The following is a 15,445-nucleotide window of genomic DNA, read 5'->3' as shown; positions in this document are numbered from 1 at the left end:
GGCCGATTGGCCGAAATTCGCGGCGAGCCACGGTGGACTGGGTGGAACCGCCGCCAGGACCGGCGCCCGAAAGTTAGGCTCCGCGCATGGTCCGGACGCCTGTCCTCATCCCGAGCCCCGAAGGTCGCCATGCCGTGCGCAAGGACATCACCCGGGTGGCGGTGGACGAGGTGCCGATCCTGGGCACCGGCGGTGCTGCGCCCAAGGGGTTGCTCGGTCGCGCGAAGACCGCGCCCGTCGCCGTCGAGCGTCGCTACGGGCTGTGCTACCAGCTGTGGGAGGTCGACCCGGCCAGGTTCCTCGGTCGGGTGGTGGTGGCATGGCTGTCGGTCGAGGACATGCCCGACGCGATGGGCTACTTCCGCGGCGCGGACCGCCGGTACGCCGTCGCCCAGCGGCAGGCGCACTGGGACGCGATCGCCTACACGCTCCTCGAGCACGGCGGTGGTCCGGAGGACGACGGGCCGCCGCCCACGGCCTACCCCGCGTGGTTCCAGGGGGACGAGCGGATGGTCCGTGCGGCGGTGGACGACCTGGACTCCTTGGCGGACGGCTGGGCCGACTTCGCGGCGTGGCAACCCGATGGCCAGGCCTTCTGGGTGCGGACCAACGGGTTCCACACCTGTGTGGGACTCGACGGGTCCGCGTCGCCCCGGCTGTGGCTGGAGCGCAAGGGCCTGATGCCCAACACGTGGGTGCCGTGCGCGGAGTACACCCACCACCTCGAGGGCCTGCCGGACCGTCGGGCCCGCGAGACCTTCGGCGACGGCGCGGCGATCCTCGACGGCGCACCGTCGGTCGAGGTGATGCACCCCGCCATGGTCCCGGTCGAGCGCGACTGCTGGGTCCCCGGCCCGGCAGCGACCCAGGGCGCGGCGGCGACCCACGGCGCGGCGGCGAGCCAGGGCGTGCCGGCGAGCCAGGCCACGCCGCTCGCCCCCGGCGCTCCGGTCGGTCCGGCCGGACCATCGGCCGGCGAGCGCAGCAACCTGATCACCATCACCGTCCCCGCGTGGACCATCGCCGGCGTGACGGAGGCGATCCACGCACTCACCGCCGAGCTGACGCCTGACCTCGCGGAGCGCGCGGAGGACTCCGCGATCGTGCTGCGCTTCGCGGTCGAGGGCCGGCTGATGACCGAGGGCGAGTTCTTCGACCGCGTCGGACTGGAGCTGCCGGCCGCCCTCCCGGCGCTGCGGCACCTCGTCGAGACGGCCGCGGACGCGATGGCCCGCAGCGCGTTCCTCTACTCGGACAGCGCCGCGGGAGTCGGCCTGCTGTCGCGGGCGGTGCGCTGGCTCGGGGTGCTCGACACCAGCACCCTGCCGACCCTGATGGCCTACGGCCGCGTGGTCGACAGGGAGCACGAGTACACCTTCGTCGGCGAGACCGTCCCGGGCATCGTGCGGGTGCACGGCTGGACCGACGAGACGATCGACTTCGTCTTCTGGGTGCTGATCCGCAACTTCTTCAACGGCCTCCAGGACTTCGACGAGGTGTGGTCGGGCCTGCACCTGCGCGGCGCCATCACCCAGCGCGACCCCGTCGCGGTGGCGCACCGCGTGGTGGAGCTCAACCGCGACGACCTCACCTCCCGGCGCTACGCGGTGCCGGGACGGCCGGGCGGGCTCGAGCAGCTGGCCGCAGACATCCCGCAGCCGCACGAGCCCTGGGCCGTCGCCTTCTTCGCCGCGGCGCAGGAGGCCCTCGCCCGCTCCGGCGCGGTCCGCTAGGGAACGGCGCTCGCTCTGGTCAGCCGATCGGCGTCTTCTTTCCGAGGACCGTGCCCGACACCGAGAAGGTGAAGCCGTCCTCATCGGTGTCACTGAACCAGAAGGTGCACCACTGGGCTCCGGCTGCGTTCGCGGACTGCCCCTTCGCAGCTCCGGGGTCGGTCCCCGAGTCGACGACGACGCCGTTCGGGTCGGTGACCGTGAAGGTGCTGGGCCCGAACGCCAACGGGATGAGCGTGCTGGTGCTGCCGAGGTCGTGGGCAGGGGTGAACGCGCCGTTTCCGTTGACCCAGGTCTGGTAGAGGGTCGACCCGCACTGCACGGTGACGAGCCCGGCCCGGGCCGGAGCTGCGGAGGCAGGCACGACGGAGACGACGGCAAGGGGGAGGGTGAGCGCGGCTGCAACGGTCAGGCGGGCAGATGATCGCATCGGACGTCCTTTCGAGCCCCCTGCGAGCAACTGGGTGGGTGAGGACGAGCGTAGGAGCCGGGCGGGCCGGGCAGATCCGGCGTTCTGCCTAGTCTGCAAACGGCGCAGTCCACCACCGGCAGAATGGGCTCGTGGGTGACCAGGCACTGCGGGCTCCGGGCGACGTGCTCGTGCACCTGCGCCGAGCGCGCGACCACGCCGACCGGTGCTACGCCGAGCAGGTCGACGTCGACTCGCTGGCGGCCGTGGCCGGGCTCAGCAAGTACCACTTCCTGCGACTGTTCAAGGCCACCTATGGCGTGACGCCGGGGGAGTACCTGTCGCAGCGGCGGATCGAGCGCGCCCAGGACCTGCTGCGCGCCACCAACCTCACCGTCACCGAGGTGTGCCACGCGGTCGGGTTCACGAGCCTCGGCTCGTTCAGCAGCCGGTTCCGGGCGGTGGTCGGCGAGAGCCCGAGCGACTTCCAGCGCCGGTATGCCGCCGGGGCGCCGCACATCCCCGGGTGCTTCGTGTTCATGTGGGGCCTGGCGGAGAAGCGGGACCCCGCAATCGAGGAGAAGCACGACGAGCCGACCCCCTCCTAGGGTCGACCCATGATCACCAACATCTCCATCGTCAGCGTGTTCGTGAAGGACCAGGACGAGGCCCTGGCCTTCTACACCGACGTCCTCGGCTTCGAGCCCAAGGACGACATCACCCTCGGCGACGGCTATCGCTGGTGCACCGTCGTGCACCCGAAGCAGCCCGAGCTGAACGTCAACCTCGCGGTGCCCGGTCCGCCCCTGGCCCCGGAGATGGTCGAGGCCATCAGGCGCGCGCAGGACGAGGGCGGCATGAACGGCCTCGGCCTGAGCGTCGACGACTGCCAGAAGACCTACGAGGAGCTCAGCGCCAAGGGCGTCGAGTTCATCCAGCCGCCGTCCAAGCGTCCCTACGGAACCGAGGCGCTGTGCCGGGACAACTCCGGCAACTGGCTGGTGCTCGTCGAGGAGAGCAGCTACACCCCGGAGGACTTCCGGGCGTAGCAGGACAGCGACCCTTCGCCTGAGCCGAGCGACGACGTGGGGCTACTTCGCCAAGAAGCCGACGAGGGCCGCGTTGAACTCCTCGGGGTGGCTGGTGATGATGCCGTGCGGACCGTCCGCGACGATCACCAGCTCGCTGCCGTCGACCTCCTCGTGGGTCTTCCGCCCGGAGACCTCCACGGGGACGATGGCGTCGGAGTCGCCGTGGATGACGAGGGTCGGCACCGTGATCCGGGCCAGGTCAGCGCGGAAGTCGGTGAGCCATGACTGGATGCACGCCACCGCCGCGTGCAGGTCGGCCTGGGCGGCGAGGCCCAGGGCCTCCTGGCGTTGCTCCTCGGTGACCTTGAGCACGCCCCCGGCGGAGAAGAAGTTGGTCATGAACCCGTCGAGGAAACCGGCACGGTCCTGGCTGAGCGCCGCCTGGAAGCCGGCCGCCGTCTCGCGGTCGAGGCCACCACCGGGGTTCTCGTCCTCGTCCTTGAGGAGGAACGGCGGGATCGCGCCGGCGAAGACCACGCTGTGCACCCGCTCCTCGCCGTGGGTGCCGACATACCTGGCCACCTCGCCGCCGCCCATCGAGAAGCCCACCAGGGTCACGTCGGTGAGGTCCAGCTCGCGCAGGAGGGCGTCGAGGTCTGTGGTGAGGGTGTCGTAGTCGTACCCGGAGGCCTCACCGGGCTTGTCCGACTCCCCGAAGCCGCGCCGGTCGTAGGTGATGGTCCGGTAGCCGGCCTCCGTCAGCGCGGGGGCGACCAGGTTCCACGAGGCACCGCTGAGCGGCCAGCCGTGGACGAGGACGACGGGGCGGCCCGAGCCGCCGGTGTCCTCGTAGTGGATCTCGACGTCGCCGTTGGACAGGGTGGGCATGTCAGTCCTCTCGCCGGGGGTGCAGGGTCAGCGGTGTTGGTGGGTCAGCACGAATGTAGGCACAACGTGGCCGTTCCCGCAGGTCGGGGTGACCTGGCTCCGGCGCACCGGGCCACGCCCGCGTGACCTCAGTCGGAGAAGCGGCGGCTCGACCACTCGTGCACGTCGCCGTAGCCCAGCCCGAGGTAGAGCCGCCGCGCGACGGCGTTGTGGGAGTACATGCCGAGCGTGCAGACGCCGTCGTCCTCGACCGCCCGACGGGTGAGGTGTGCCGTGACGGCCAGCCCCAGCCCGAGTCCCCGCTGCGCGGGGTCGACGGTGATCCCGGACAGCATCGGGTGACCGGCGAGGCTGCGCTCCCGGACGCCGCAGGCGACCAGCCGGCCGTGGTCGTCGCGCACCCCGACCCAGTGCTGTCCGGGGTCGTGGAACGGGCGGGCGTCGCTGCGGGGGTTGGCAGCGGCCAGCAGGGCTTCGATCTCCTGCTGGTGGCCGCTGGTCAGGGGCAGCAGCCGGGACTCGGCCGCGACCTCGGGCGGGGCAGTGGTGGTGCAGAGCCACTCCCACTCGGTGCCCTCCTGCAGCCGCACGTGGCGGGCGACCGCGTCGAGCAACCCGCGCTGCACGGTGACGGACCGCACCTCGGGGTCGAGCAGGTCTCGTCCGAGGATGGCGCCGACCAGGGGATCGACGTCCTCCGGCGGGCCGAGCACGAGCAGCCCGAGGCGTCGGGTGCGGGTGCGGCGGGGGAGGGCCAGGGCCCGGCCGAGGGCGAAGCCGTCACCCTCGAGCGGCGAGGGCACGTCGTAGCGCACGAACGCGCTGCCGCCGCTCGCCTCGAGCGCCGCCTCGTGGGTCCGGAGCAGCCGCAGCGCCGCGGTCACTCGGTGATCCCGAACCGCGCGTGCAGGCCGCGCAGCCGCGTGGGTGCCCACCAGTTCCAGTCGCCGAGGAGAGTCATGGTGGCGGGCACCAGCAGCATGCGCACGAGGGTGGCATCGAGGGCGACGGCGGTGGCCAGCCCGACGCCGGTCTCCTTGATGATGAGCAGCTGGCCGGCCACGAAGCCGGAGAACACGATGACCACGAGCAGGGCGGCCGAGGTGATGATGCGACCCGAGCGCTGCAGCCCCACGACCACGGCGTCGTCGTTGGAGTAGCCCCGCTCGTGCAGCTCGACGATGCGCGACAGCAGGAACACCTCGTAGTCCATCGAGAGCCCGAACCCGAACGCCAGCACCAGCAACGGGATGGTGGACTCGACGGCTCCCACCGAGGCGAACCCGAGCAGCCCCTCCAGGTGGCCCTTCTGGAAGACCAGCACGACGATGCCGAGCGACGCCCCGAGGGAGACCACGTTGAGCAGCAGTGCCTTGACGGGGATCACGACCGACCCCGTCATCAGGAACAGCAGGACCAGGGTGGCGAGGGCGACCAGGGCGAAGGCGTAGGGCGCCCGATCCCACATCGAGTCGGTGAAGTCCTTGAGGCCGGACGCCGGCCCGACCACGTAGGTGTCGAAGGCCGGGCGCTGGTCGCGGAGCTGGTCGACCAGGTCGCGCGCCGGCTGCTCGAGAGGACCACCCGGCACGTCGATCCGGACCAGGCTCGGGGCCGACCCGCTGCGGCCGGGGCCCTGCAACGTCGTGACGTCGAGGACCCGGCCGCCCTCCGGGAGCCGCAGGTCCGCGGCATACCGCTGCGCCTGGGCGAGCGGCGCCTTGGCGACGACGGTCACGTCGGCCCCACCCAGCACGGGGTAGTCCTCGGCCAACCCGTCGAAGAAGACCCGTTCGGGGGCCGACACGGGGAGCAGCTGCGCCCCCGACGAGGTGAGCCGCAGGTCGAGCGCCGGAGCAGCGAGCGCCAGCAGGGCGGTCGCGACGACGACGATGATCGGGACCGGGAACCGGTGGACCCACTGCGCCAGCCGCGAGAAGACCCCGTGCTCCGGCGCCTGCTCGGTGCCGCGGCGCAGCAGCCGACGGGCCCCGAGCACGCACAGGGCGGGCACCAGGGTGAGCGCGACGAGGACCGCGATGACGACGACCGAGACGCCGGCCGTGCCGATGCCCTTCATCAGCGGCGACTGGAAGACGAGCAGGCCACCGAGCGAGATGGCCACGGTGAGGCCCGAGAAGACCACGGTGCGGCCGGCCGAGTCGACGGTGCGGGCCACGGCGTCCACCACCATCGAGCGGGGGATCTGCGCGACCGGGAGGCCGGCCGCCCGGGCCCGCAGCTCCTCGCGGAAGCGGCTGACGACGAGCAGCCCGTAGTCGATGCAGAGGCCGAGCCCGAGGACCGTCACCACGTTGACGGCAGTGGTGTCGAGGTCGATGAGGTAGGAGAAGCCCAGCAGCGACGCGAGCGCTCCCGCGATGGAGGCGATCGCCCCGAAGATCGGCATGCCGGCGGCGACGAAACCACCGAACACGACGATCATCACCAGGAAGCTCACCGGCAGGGCGATGCCCTCACCGGTGCGGAGGTCGACCTCGAGCTGCCCGGTGATCGCGTCGACGAGGTCGCGGACGCCCCCCGACGTCACGGTCGCCCCCTCGCCGGCCGTGGCCGTCCGGACGGTTGCGGTGACCTGGTCCCCGAGCGCGTGGAAGGCCGCCTCGTCGGGCAGGTTGTCGACCGTCACCACGGTGACGTAGCCGTCGGAGGCGGCGGAACCGTCCTTGAGCATCGTCGCTGCCGCCGGCGACCTGAGCCCGCCCGGCACGACGAACGGCGAGGCCACCCGCGTCACCCCGGGCAGCTCGCCGACCTGCTGGGCGGCGCGCTGCGCCGCCTGCCCGACCGCAGGGCTGGAGACGTCCACCCCGTCGACGCGCACGGTGATGGTCTGGAACCCCGAGCTCCCGGAGTCGGCGATCAGGTCGCGCCCGGTCTCGTTCTCGCCCGGGACGGTCGGCTCGCCCGCGGTGAGCCGGTCGAACAGCCGCTCGTTGCCGAAGGCCCCGCCCGCCGCGGCGAAGCCGAGCAGCACCAGCAGCACCCACGTGACCACCACGACCCCGGGGCGCCGGCCCAGCGCGGCGCCGAGGTGACTGAGCGCCGAGCGCGACCGGTCCGGGTGGGGTGCGCCGTGAGCAGGGGCGTCCTCCTGCTGGACGGTGTGGTCAGCGGCGTCGGGCACGGGGGATAGCCTGCCAGTCGTGGGAGTCGACGCCGGAGGTGACCTGTTCGAGGCAGCCACTGCTGCCAGGGACGGGGACGGCATGCCCACGGGTGCCTCCCTCCCACCGCTCGCCGTCCGCATGCGGCCCAGGTCGCTCGAGGAGGTCCGCGGGCAGTCCGACGTCCTGCGGCCCGGCAGCCCACTGCGGCGGCTGATCGAGGGGTCCGCGGGAGCGGCCGGCCCGTTGTCGGCGATCATCTGGGGCCCGCCCGGCACCGGCAAGACCACGCTCGCCCACCTCGTCGCGACGGCGGCCGACCGCCGGTTCGTCCAGCTGTCCGCGGTCACCGCTGGGGTCAAGGACGTCCGCGCGGTCATGGACCAGGCCGCGCGGGACCGCGACCTGTACGACCGCCAGACCGTGCTGTTCCTCGACGAGATCCACCGGTTCACCAAGGCCCAGCAGGACGCGTTGCTGCCCGGTGTCGAGACCCGGCAGGTGATCCTCGTGGCGGCGACCACCGAGAACCCGTCGTTCTCGATCATCGCCCCCCTGCTCTCCCGGTCGATGCTGATCACCCTCGCGCCGCTCTCCGACGAGGAGGTCCGCGAGGTGCTGGCCTCCGCGGTGACCGACGAGCGCGGGCTGGCCGGGGAGTACGTCCTCGCCGACGACGCCACCGACCACCTGGTCCGCATCGCCGGCGGCGACGCGCGGCGAGCCCTCACCTCGCTGGAGGCCGCCGCCGGGGTGGCGCAGGACGGCATACCGGCCGGCTCCTCGCACGAGGGGCCCGTGGAGATCACGCTCGCGCACACCGAGCAGGCGGTGGCCTTCGCGAGCGTGCGCTACGACAAGACCGGCGACCAGCACTACGACGTGGCCTCGGCGCTGATCAAGTCGATGCGCGGGTCCGACGTCGACGCCGCCCTGCACTACCTGGCCCGGATGCTCGAGGCCGGCGAGGACCCACGGTTCATCGCCCGGCGCATCGTCATCTCCGCGTCCGAGGACGTCGGCATGGGCGACCCCACCGCCCTGCAGACCGCGGTCGCCGCCATGCACGCGGTCGCCCAGATCGGCATGCCCGAGGCGCGGATCATCCTCGCCCAGGCGGTGGTGCACAACGCACTGGCACCCAAGAGCAACGCTGCCTACACCGGCATCAACGAGGCGATCGCCGACGTGCGGGCCGGCAAGGGCGGCCTGGTGCCCCCTCACCTGCGCGGCAGCGGGTATGCCGGCGCCACCCGGCTCGGGCACGGTGACGGCTACGTCTACGCGCACGACCAGGCCGACGGGGTCGCCCAGCAGGACTACCTGCCGGACGACCTGCAGGGAAAGACCGACTACTACCGGCCGACCGACCGCGGGTTCGAGGAGCGCCTCGGACCGCGCTGGGAGTGGCTCAAGGCGCGCATCCGCCGCTCCTGACCTGCGGCGCCACGGGGTAGGGTGCCCGCATGGATTCAGTGAGTTTGGGCGACATCGCGGGCATGATCGCGGCGCTGGCCTTCGCGTTCCTGGTCTTCCGACTGGGCAGCGTCATCGGCAAGGCCGGCAAGATCCTCGACGAGACGAGGGTCAGCCTGCGCAGCACCACGGAGAACGTGCAGCCGACCCTGCTCAAGCTCACCGACACCGTCAGCCTGACCAACGAGCAGCTCGCGCGGGTCGACGGCATCACCACCAACGTGTCGGCGATGACGACCAACGCCAGCGCGCTCACCTCGCTGTTCGCGGCCACCCTCGGCTCGCCCGTCGTGAAGGTCGCGGCGTTCACCTACGGAGTCCGCTCGGCGCTGAGCGCCAGCGGCACCAAGAACGCAGGCGGCCGTCGCCGCCGCAGGGGCTGATCACCGTGGCACGTCTCTTCTGGGTGGCGCTGGGCGCCGCAGCCGGTGTGTATGCCGTGCGCAAGGTCAGCAAGGCGGCCGAGGCCTACACGCCGGCCGGCGTCGCGAACGGCCTGTCCGACTTCGGCGAGGGCCTGCGCGAGCTCGCGGCCGCGGTGCGTGAGGGCATGGCCGAGCGTGAGGGCGAGCTGCGCCTGGCGCTGGGCATCGACGCCGCCACGGCCGACGACCCCGAGGCGAGCGCGGCCCGGCTCGACGCCGCGTCGGCGCGCGCCCTCCTCGACGACCCCACGGGCCCGCGAGCTCGGTAGGGGCGCTGGCGCACCCGCGTCGCCGCCCCGGCACACCCCCGTTGTTTGCCCGTACGATTCGTCATGCCGGCCCGTCGGTGGCCCCGCATGCGCCTAAGGACTGAGTACTTCATGGAAACCGCCGAGATCAGGCGCCGCTTCCTCTCGTTCTACGAGAGCAAGGGCCACACGATCGTCCCGTCGTCACCGCTGGTGTACGACGACCCCAACCTCCTGTTCGTCAACGCCGGCATGGTGCCGTTCAAGCCCTACTTCCTCGGCCAGCAGGAGCCGCTCTGGGACCGCGCCACGTCGGTGCAGAAATGCGTGCGCACCGGTGACATCGAGGAGGTCGGCAAGACCTCCCGCCACGGCACCTTCTTCCAGATGAACGGGAACTTCTCGTTCGGCGACTACTTCAAGGAAGGCGCCATCCGGTTCGCGTGGGAGCTCATCACCACGCCGCAGGGGCAGGGTGGCTACGGCCTCGACGCCGACAAGATCTGGCCCACCGTCTACGAGGACGACGACGAGGCCTACGAGCTGTGGCACAAGACCATCGGCGTGCCCGCGGAGCGGATCACCCGCCGCGGCAAGCTCGACAACTACTGGCACATGGGCGTGCCCGGTCCCGGCGGGCCGTGCAGCGAGCTGTACCTCGACCGTGGCCCGGAGTACGGCCGCGAAGGCGGCCCGGCCGTCGACGAGGACCGTTACCTCGAGTTCTGGAACCTCGTGTTCATGCAGTACGAGCTGTCCGCCGTCCGCGCCAAGGACGACTTCGACATCTCCGGTGAGCTGCCGAAGAAGAACATCGACACCGGCATGGGCCTGGAGCGGATGGCGACCCTGCTCCAGGGTGTCGACAACCTCTACGAGATCGACGAGGTCTACCCCGTCCTCGAGCGGGCGGCCGACCTCACCGGCAAGAAGTACGGCGCCCACTCCGGCCATGCGGCCAGCGAGTCCCACCCCGACGACGTGCGGCTGCGGGTGGTGGCCGACCACGTGCGCTCCAGCCTCATGCTCATCGGCGACGGGGTGACCCCCGGCAACGAGGGTCGCGGCTACGTCCTGCGCCGGATGCTGCGCCGCGCGGTGCGCTCGATGCGCCTGCTCGGGTTCGACGAGCCGAGCCTGCCGCTGCTGCTGCCGGTCTCCGTCGAGCGGATGAAGAACTCCTACCCCGAGCTCGAGGCCGGCTTCGACCGCATCTCCCAGATCGCCTACGCCGAGGAGGAGGCGTTCCGTCGCACGCTCGCCTCGGGCACGACCATCCTCGACACCGCGGTCGCGCGGACCAAGTCGTCCGGGGGCAGCACGCTCGCGGGTGACGAGGCGTTCGCCCTGCACGACACCTACGGCTTCCCGATCGACCTCACCCTCGAGATGGCGTCCGAGCAGGGGCTGGAGGTCGACCGCGAGGGCTTCACGCGACTGATGCAGGAGCAGCGGGAGCGTGCCAAGGCCGACGCGAAGGCCAAGAAGGGCGGGCACGCGAACACCGAGGTCTGGAAGGAGCTGCGCGCGCTCGGTGCCACCGACTGGCGGGCCTACCAGGAGCTGACCTCCGACGCGAAGGTCCTCGGCCTCGTCGTCGACGGCGCCGCCGTCCAGGAGCTCGAGCCGGGCCAGCGGGGTCAGGTCGTCCTCGACCGCACCCCGTTCTACGCCGAGTCCGGTGGCCAGGTCGCCGACGAGGGCCTGATCACTGCCGACGGGGCGCTCCTCAAGGTGGTCGACGTCCAGCGTCCGGTCAAGGGACTGGTCGCGCACACCGTCGAGGTCGTCACCGGCCCGCTTCGGGTGGGGCAGGACGTCTCCGCCGCCGTGGATGCCGACTGGCGGATCTCGGCCTGCCAGGCGCACTCCGGCACCCACGTGGTCCACGCCGCGCTCCGCCAGGTGCTCGGCCCCACGGCCCTGCAGTCCGGCTCCTACAACAAGCCCGGCTACCTGCGCCTCGACTTCGCCTGGGGCAAGGGCCTGTCGCCCGAGACCCGCAGCGAGATCGAGGAGGTGGCCAACCTCGCGGTGCGCCAGGACCTCCCGGTCTCGGCGCAGTACATGACGCTGCCCGAGGCGCGTGAGTTCGGCGCCCTGGCGCTGTTCGGCGAGACCTACGACGAGCAGGTCCGCGTCATCGAGATCGGCGGCCCCTGGTCGCGCGAGCTCTGCGGTGGCACCCACGTCGGCCACTCCAGCCAGATCGGCGCCCTCACGGTCACCGGTGAGTCCAGCGTCGGCTCCGGCGTGCGTCGCCTCGAGGCCTTCGTCGGCATGGAGGCGTTGCACTACCTCGCGAAGGAGCGGGCGCTCGTCGCCGAGCTCACCGACATCGTCAAGGTGCAGCCCGGCGAGCTCAAGGAGCGGGTGGCCGCGCTGGTGACCCGCGTCCGGGACGCCGAGCGCGAGCTCGAGAAGCTGCGCCGCGAGCAGGTGCAGGCCGCGACCGGCAAGCTCGTCGAGTACGCCCACGACGTCGACGGGGTGCGGGTCCTGACCCACGACGCCGGCGACGGCACGACCGCCGACGACCTGCGCACCATGGTGCTCGACCTGCGCAACCGCCTGGGTGATGCGGCACCGTCCGTGGTCGCCCTGACCGGGATCTCCGGCGGTCGCCCGGCGATCGTCGTGGCCACCAACCCCGGCGCCCGCGACCGGGGGATCAAGGCGGGCGCCCTCGTGCGACTCGCCGCGCAGACCCTCGGGGGCGGCGGAGGCGGCAAGGACGACCTCGCCCAGGGCGGCGGCACCGACGCCACCCGCACGGGTGAGGCCCTCGGCCAGGTCGACCGGGCCGTGCAGGCCGCCAGCCAGGGCGCTGGGTGAACCAGCCCACCCCCACCTCGATGCCCACCCGCCCCGGACGGCGGGTGGGCATCGACGTCGGCAGCGTGCGGGTCGGGGTCGCCGCGAGCGACCCGTCAGCCCTGCTGGCCACCCCCGTGCGGACCGTCGCGCGGGATCCCGACGACGCTGCCGCCCACCCCACCGACCTCGAGGAGGTCGCGGCCCTCGTCGCCGAGCTGGCGGCGGTGGAGGTGGTCGTGGGCCTCCCGAGGACGCTCGCTGGTGACGAAGGTGCCGCCGCGGAGGCCGCTCGCACGTATGCTGGGCGGCTGTCGGAGCGCATCGCCCCCGTGCCCGTCCGTCTGGTCGACGAGCGGCTCACGACGGTCGATGCCCACCGCAACCTCCGTGCGAGCGGGGTCGACGGCCGGCGGCAACGTTCGGTGGTCGACCAGGCGGCTGCAGTCCTCATCCTGCAGACGGCGCTCGACGCGGAGCGTAGTTCCGGGCGGCCGCCCGGCGAGCTGGTCAGGACAGGTGGGCGCAAGCCCCGGACGAAAGACAGGCGGCGATGACCGAGCCCCATCTGGAGCACTCGATCTTCGGGGGGCACGAGGACGCGCGCGAGAGCACGCACGAGGCCGAGCAGCCGATCCGCACCCGGGCGGACCGCCACCGCAGCGCCCGCCCGAAGAAGCGCAGGGGCCGGCGGATGGGATGCCTGTCCATCGCCCTGGCGATCGTCGCAGTCGCGGCGTTCGCGGCATACACGGTCCTGCGGCCCGTCGTCGACGGCTTCTTCGAGAGCAACGACTACCCCGGTCCCGGCACCGGTGAGGTGCAGATCGTCGTCAACGACGGCGACACCGGCAGCGCCATCGGCGCGACGCTCGAGAAGGCCGACGTGGTCAAGAGCGCCAGTGCCTACCTCGACGCCGCCGCAGGTGACTCGCGCGCGGCCGCGATCCAGCCGGGCACGTACACGATGAGGAAGCAGATGTCCGGCGCTGGTGCGCTGGCCATCCTGCTCGACCCGAAGAACCGCACCGTGCCCCGCGTGACGGTGCGGGAGGGCCTGTGGAAGAAGGAGGTCTTCGCCGCGCTGTCCAAGGGCACCGGCGTGCCCGTCGCCGAGTACACCGCGGCGATCAAGGACGCGGCTGCGATCGGCCTGCCGTCCGTCGCGAAGGGCAACGTCGAGGGCTACCTCTTCCCGGCGACCTACGAGTTCCCCGCCAAGTCGACCGCGACCCAGCAGCTCAAGATCATGGTGGCCAAGGCCGTCGACGAGCTGCAGAAGGCCGGCGTGGAGGAGGCCGACTACCAGAAGACGCTCATCGTGGCCTCGATCGTCGAGGGCGAGGCCGGCGTGGCCGACCGGGGCAAGGTCGCCCGGGTGATCGACAACCGGCTGGAGAACCCGTCGGGTCCGACCGTCGGGCTGCTCCAGATGGACTCCACGGTGAACTTCGTGCTCAAGAAGCGGGGCAACCTCACCAAGGCCGAGTACGACTCGGCCAAGTCGAACCCCTACGACACGTACACCCACAAGGGCCTCCCGCCCGGCCCGATCAGCAGCCCGGGTGCGGCCGCGATCGAGGCTGCGGCCAACCCGGCCGACGGCCCGTGGTTCTACTTCGTGACGGTCAACTACGACACCGGCGAGACGTTGTTCGCGACCACCCAGGCCGAGCACGACCGCAACAACGCCCAGCGCCAGGCGTGGTGCGAGGAGAACAAGCCGAAGTGCGAGGGCGGTGGCTGAGCCGCGCCGGGCGGCGGTCCTCGGGTCACCAGTGGCGCACTCGCTGTCCCCGGTGCTGCACCGGGCGGGCTACCGCACCCTGGGGCTGACCGGCTGGTCCTACGTGGCGCAGGAGCTGACCGAGGCCGAGCTCCCCGGGTGGGTCGCGGGCCTGGACGCCACCTGGCGGGGCCTGAGCCTGACCATGCCGCTCAAGGAGGCCGCGTTCTCGGTGGCCACCACCGTCACCGAGACGGCCAGGGTCACCGGCTCGGTCAACACGCTGGTGCGGCGCCGGGACGGCGGCTGGGACGCCCACAACACCGACGTCCGAGGGCTCGAGGCGGCGCTCGCCGAGGCCGAGCACGACGGCACCGCCACGCTGCTCGGGGGCGGGGCGACGGCTCGGTCGGCGGTGCTGGCGCTCGGGTCGCTCGGGGTGCAGCGGATCCGGCTCGTCGTCCGCGGCGACGCCCGCCCGGAGACGCTGCGGCTCGCGGTGCACGCCGGGATCGCGGTCGACCTCGTGCCCCTGGCGTCGTGGGGGTCGGCCCACCCCGGTGGGCTCGTGGTCAGCACCCTGCCGCCCGCGGCCGGTGAGCTCGCCGCCCGGGCGCTCGGCACGCGCAAGCGCCGCGGGACCCTGATGGACGTCGTCTACGCCGACTGGCCGACCCCGCTCGCCACGGCTGCGGCGGCGACCGGCATGCACGTGGTGTCCGGGCTGGACATGCTCGTCTACCAGGCCGCGGAGCAGTTCCGGCTCTTCACCGGCCAGCAGCCACCCGTCCAGGCGATGTATGCCGCCGGGAGACAGGCGCTGGGCCGATGAAGGAGTCCGGGTCGACCAAGGGACGAGCCCGGTGATCGAGCTGGCCGACGGCGCCGGGACCGCACCCTGGGCGCTGGTCCTGCTCGCGCTCGCGGGAGCTGTGGTGGGCGGGCTGACCGGACGAGCCCTCGCGACCGGTGGCTACCGCGTCGAGTCCGACCAGGCCGGTGCCGTGCCGCGGCACTGGTGGTGGCCGGCGGTGGTGCTGGCCGCCCTCTGGGCGGTGCTGGGCTGGCGGATCGGCGACTTCGCCGGCTGGGCCGCCCTGCCGGCGTTCCTCTACTTCGGCTGGCTGACCGTGGGCCTGGTCTGGATCGACGCCGACGTGCACCGGCTGCCCGACGGGCTGGTGCTGCCGTCCTACCCGGCGGTGCTGGTGCTCGTGGTGGTGGCGACCGCGGGGCTGGGGGACTGGTGGGCCCTCGTGCGGGCGCTGGCCTGCCTGACCGCCATGTACGCCGTCTACTTCGTGATGATGCTCCTGTCGCCGAGCTCACTGGGCTTCGGCGACGTGAAGCTCTCGGGGCTGATCGGCCTGCTGCTCGGATGGCTCGGGGTCAGCGAGGCGGTCGTGGCCCTCATGGCCGGCTTCCTCGCGGGCGGCCTGATCGCCCTCGTCATGCTCGTCGGCCGCCGGGTGGGGATGCGCTCACACATCGCCTTCGGGCCGTCGATGCTGGTCGGCGCCTTCGTCGGCGTGCTGGTTCAGTACCACGTGGTGACCTAGCGGAAGAC

General features: G+C 72.2%; 15 protein-coding genes. 11 read left to right on the top strand and 4 right to left on the bottom strand.

Annotated elements, in window-relative coordinates; all coding sequences use genetic code 11:
* Window positions 1-86 precede the first annotated feature (86 nt).
* A complete protein-coding gene (locus ASG91_RS14465; RefSeq protein ID WP_157581886.1) occupies window positions 87-1,733 on the top strand; it encodes a hypothetical protein in 1,647 nt (548 codons plus the stop codon).
* 19 nt (window positions 1,734-1,752) lie between these two features.
* On the opposite strand, the gene ASG91_RS14460 is transcribed toward ASG91_RS14465, so the two are convergent.
* On the bottom strand, window positions 1,753-2,163 hold the full coding sequence (locus tag ASG91_RS14460; protein ID WP_056923360.1) for a hypothetical protein: 411 nt from the start codon (window positions 2,161-2,163) through the stop codon (window positions 1,753-1,755).
* Between the two features lie 131 nt (window positions 2,164-2,294).
* Here ASG91_RS14460 and ASG91_RS14455 point away from each other — a divergent pair, with 131 nt between their 5' ends.
* On the top strand, window positions 2,295-2,750 hold the full coding sequence (locus ASG91_RS14455; protein ID WP_056923359.1) for a helix-turn-helix domain-containing protein: 456 nt from the start codon (window positions 2,295-2,297) through the stop codon (window positions 2,748-2,750).
* A gap of 9 nt (window positions 2,751-2,759) precedes the next feature.
* Entirely contained in the window at window positions 2,760-3,191 is a 432-nt protein-coding gene (locus ASG91_RS14450) for a VOC family protein (protein ID WP_056923358.1), read from the top strand.
* Window positions 3,192-3,233: 42 nt separating this feature from the next.
* On the opposite strand, the gene ASG91_RS14445 is transcribed toward ASG91_RS14450, so the two are convergent.
* The 3 genes from ASG91_RS14445 to ASG91_RS14435 form a co-directional block, all read right to left on the bottom strand.
* Window positions 3,234-4,061, bottom strand: a complete 828-nt coding sequence (locus ASG91_RS14445) for an alpha/beta fold hydrolase (protein ID WP_056923357.1) — start codon at window positions 4,059-4,061, stop codon at window positions 3,234-3,236.
* 128 nt (window positions 4,062-4,189) lie between these two features.
* Window positions 4,190-4,945 carry a GNAT family N-acetyltransferase gene (locus ASG91_RS14440; protein WP_056923356.1) on the bottom strand — a complete coding sequence of 252 codons (756 nt, stop codon included), beginning with the start codon at window positions 4,943-4,945 and terminating at the stop codon, window positions 4,190-4,192.
* Entirely contained in the window at window positions 4,942-7,209 is a 2,268-nt protein-coding gene (locus ASG91_RS14435) for an MMPL family transporter (RefSeq protein WP_235545643.1), read from the bottom strand. The genes ASG91_RS14440 and ASG91_RS14435 overlap by 4 nt, the downstream gene beginning before the upstream one ends.
* Window positions 7,210-7,291: 82 nt before the next feature.
* Here ASG91_RS14435 and ASG91_RS14430 point away from each other — a divergent pair, with 82 nt between their 5' ends.
* The 8 genes from ASG91_RS14430 to ASG91_RS14395 all read left to right on the top strand — a co-directional run bounded on the left by ASG91_RS14430 (window position 7,292) and on the right by ASG91_RS14395 (window position 15,437).
* Entirely contained in the window at window positions 7,292-8,626 is a 1,335-nt protein-coding gene (locus tag ASG91_RS14430) for a replication-associated recombination protein A (RefSeq protein WP_056923768.1), read from the top strand.
* Between the two features lie 38 nt (window positions 8,627-8,664).
* Window positions 8,665-9,048: a DUF948 domain-containing protein gene (locus ASG91_RS14425; protein ID WP_056923355.1), complete on the top strand. Its 384-nt coding sequence runs from the start codon at window positions 8,665-8,667 to the stop codon at window positions 9,046-9,048.
* Between the two features lie 5 nt (window positions 9,049-9,053).
* Window positions 9,054-9,359: a DUF6167 family protein gene (locus ASG91_RS14420; protein WP_056923354.1), complete on the top strand. Its 306-nt coding sequence runs from the start codon at window positions 9,054-9,056 to the stop codon at window positions 9,357-9,359.
* A 111-nt stretch (window positions 9,360-9,470) separates the two neighbouring features.
* Window positions 9,471-12,173, top strand: coding sequence for an alanine--tRNA ligase (gene alaS / locus ASG91_RS14415; RefSeq protein WP_056923353.1), 2,703 nt, complete (start codon window positions 9,471-9,473; stop codon window positions 12,171-12,173).
* 20 nt (window positions 12,174-12,193) lie between these two features.
* Window positions 12,194-12,709, top strand: coding sequence for a Holliday junction resolvase RuvX (gene ruvX, locus ASG91_RS14410; protein WP_056923767.1), 516 nt, complete (start codon window positions 12,194-12,196; stop codon window positions 12,707-12,709).
* Window positions 12,706-13,899, top strand: coding sequence for an endolytic transglycosylase MltG (gene mltG, locus ASG91_RS14405; protein WP_056923352.1), 1,194 nt, complete (start codon window positions 12,706-12,708; stop codon window positions 13,897-13,899). The genes ruvX and mltG overlap by 4 nt, the downstream gene beginning before the upstream one ends.
* The gene (locus ASG91_RS14400; protein ID WP_056923351.1) at window positions 13,892-14,710 is read left to right on the top strand and encodes a shikimate dehydrogenase; all 819 of its coding nucleotides are present in this window, start codon (window positions 13,892-13,894) and stop codon (window positions 14,708-14,710) included. Before mltG ends, ASG91_RS14400 begins: the two co-directional genes overlap by 8 nt.
* A 31-nt stretch (window positions 14,711-14,741) precedes the next feature.
* Complete coding sequence (locus ASG91_RS14395) at window positions 14,742-15,437, top strand: A24 family peptidase (RefSeq protein WP_056923350.1); 696 nt, start codon at window positions 14,742-14,744, stop codon at window positions 15,435-15,437.
* Window positions 15,438-15,445: the final 8 nt, after the last annotated feature.

This window comes from Phycicoccus sp. Soil802, from assembly GCF_001429605.1.
In the GTDB taxonomy this organism is placed as follows: domain Bacteria; phylum Actinomycetota; class Actinomycetes; order Actinomycetales; family Dermatophilaceae; genus Pedococcus.
The sequence above is the reverse complement of the archived record's forward strand: the minus strand, read 5'-3'. Positions and strand labels throughout refer to the sequence as shown.